Origin of the sequence: Symbiopectobacterium sp. (assembly GCF_051710365.1) — a bacterium.
Classification (GTDB): Bacteria; Pseudomonadota; Gammaproteobacteria; order Enterobacterales; family Enterobacteriaceae; genus Symbiopectobacterium.
Genome location: NZ_JBPETA010000376.1, coordinates 1 through 1087, shown reverse-complemented (window position 1 = coordinate 1087; position 1087 = coordinate 1). Strand labels below are relative to the sequence as shown.

Sequence of the window (1087 nt, the reverse complement as noted above, 5' to 3'; positions counted from 1 at the left end):
GGTTACGGATGGTAACGTGGGGAGTACTCATGCTGATTGGTCTGCAAAAAGCAGTAATAAATTCAGAACTTCAGAATACCGTCAAGTCCCGAAAAAAGAAAAATCAGGTGCGGAATGACGGTTACAAAACTTATTCCAGGTCGGCATGACTCCTGTCCAGTTCTGCAAGCAATTGAACGGTGTGAATATTATGGGAGTAAATCTGTTCTTGGCAGAGCGTAATTTCCTCTACGATGGACAGAAAGAGGAAAATAAACCTTATGAGTGGCGTATAAAGGCTTATGCACGCGACAAATACTTTACCGAGAAAACAGTCACCGTTAACACCGAAAAAGGCAAGAAGAAATTTTATGAAGTCATTCTTTTAAAAGAAGGCGCTAAATGGTTGTATCGCCACTATCTGAAAGGCGAGCTTCCGATGAAGAAAGGCTGGAATGGACAATTTACCCACGATAAATATCTTCAGGCTGCATAAAGGAGAAATCATGAAGCAATCACAGGAAGTCATCGTTGCTCGTATTATTGCAGCATCTAAAGATATTGTCGCTTGCGAAAAGGCTATGGTAACACTGAAAGATATTTATCGTACCGCCATGCGCCAATATTTCCGTGAGCATGGTGACCCTGGTATTGATGGCGGTCGACTCAGCCCGGATAAACCAGAGTACGAAGGTGTCATTAAACATACTGACCCCTATTTTATCTCTATGCTCAAGAAAAAACGTGAGTTGCATAATGCCCGCCGTCGTCACAGTCGTGCAACTCAGGCATTAATCAAATATCAAATGGAGAAGGCCCGTGAAACCTAAAATACCTAACAGGATAAGAGAGCGTGAGAAGTTATTTAAGCGCTTATACCGTGAAGGACTCATCCATGCAAGACGCATACGACGAACCGGTTATTTATCAATACGACTCTCCCTCTATTGGCGCATGTTATCCAAAGATAACGGCCTGAGTTGGAAGACCATGAGCCATGCAAAATACGACACCCAAATAGCAATATAAAAACAGGAGCACCCCATGCATGATGCATTCTCGGGTCATGCTGCCCTCATGGGGAGCTATCACCCGGAAGAAACCCACC

Annotated in this window: 3 protein-coding genes; all 3 read left to right on the top strand. The window is 43.7% G+C overall.

Going from position 1 to position 1087, the window contains the following annotated elements:
- Window positions 1–190 precede the first annotated feature (190 nt).
- Genes ACTBDZ_RS18040 through ACTBDZ_RS18030 form a run of 3 tightly spaced genes read left to right on the top strand, consistent with a single transcriptional unit; the run spans window position 191 to window position 1008 of the window.
- Entirely contained in the window at window positions 191–475 is a 285-nt protein-coding gene (locus ACTBDZ_RS18040; RefSeq protein ID WP_438816299.1) for a hypothetical protein, read from the top strand.
- Between the two features lie 10 nt (window positions 476–485).
- Window positions 486–809 carry a hypothetical protein gene (locus ACTBDZ_RS18035; RefSeq protein ID WP_438816298.1) on the top strand — a complete coding sequence of 108 codons (324 nt, stop codon included), beginning with the start codon at window positions 486–488 and terminating at the stop codon, window positions 807–809.
- On the top strand, window positions 799–1008 hold the full coding sequence (locus tag ACTBDZ_RS18030) for a ParE family toxin-like protein (RefSeq protein ID WP_438816297.1): 210 nt from the start codon (window positions 799–801) through the stop codon (window positions 1006–1008). The genes ACTBDZ_RS18035 and ACTBDZ_RS18030 overlap by 11 nt, the downstream gene beginning before the upstream one ends.
- Window positions 1009–1087: the final 79 nt, after the last annotated feature.

Excerpts from the sequence above, each read along its gene's own strand:
- ACTBDZ_RS18035 (WP_438816298.1), top strand. The coding sequence starts at position 486 with ATGAAGCAATCACAGGAAGTCATCGTTGCTCGTATTATTGCAGCATCT.
- ACTBDZ_RS18040 (WP_438816299.1), top strand. The coding sequence starts at position 191 with ATGGGAGTAAATCTGTTCTTGGCAGAGCGTAATTTCCTCTACGATGGA.